1 tRNA gene is annotated in these 222 nt (G+C 44.6%); it reads left to right on the forward strand.

From position 1 onward, the window contains the following. The first annotated feature begins 111 nt into the window (after positions 1-111). Positions 112-188 (forward strand) — tRNA-Met (locus GVO63_RS19465). Positions 189-222 lie beyond the last annotated feature (34 nt).

Raw genomic sequence — 222 nt, forward strand, 5'->3', positions numbered from 1 at the left:
TGGTAAGGCAGCGGGTTTTGATCCCGCCATTCATAGGTTCGAGTCCTGTTACCCCAGCCAAATTCTTGAGAAGCCGCTCATAGAGCGGTTTTTTATTGAAGATAAAAGTTAGGCTACGTAGCTCAGTTGGTTAGAGCACATCACTCATAATGATGGGGTCGCAAGTTCGAATCTCGCCGTAGCCACCAACTTTTATATTATCCTTAATTGGACGTCTACATT

This window comes from Alteromonas sp. KUL106 (genome assembly GCF_009811415.1).
Classification (GTDB): Bacteria; Pseudomonadota; Gammaproteobacteria; order Enterobacterales; family Alteromonadaceae; genus Alteromonas.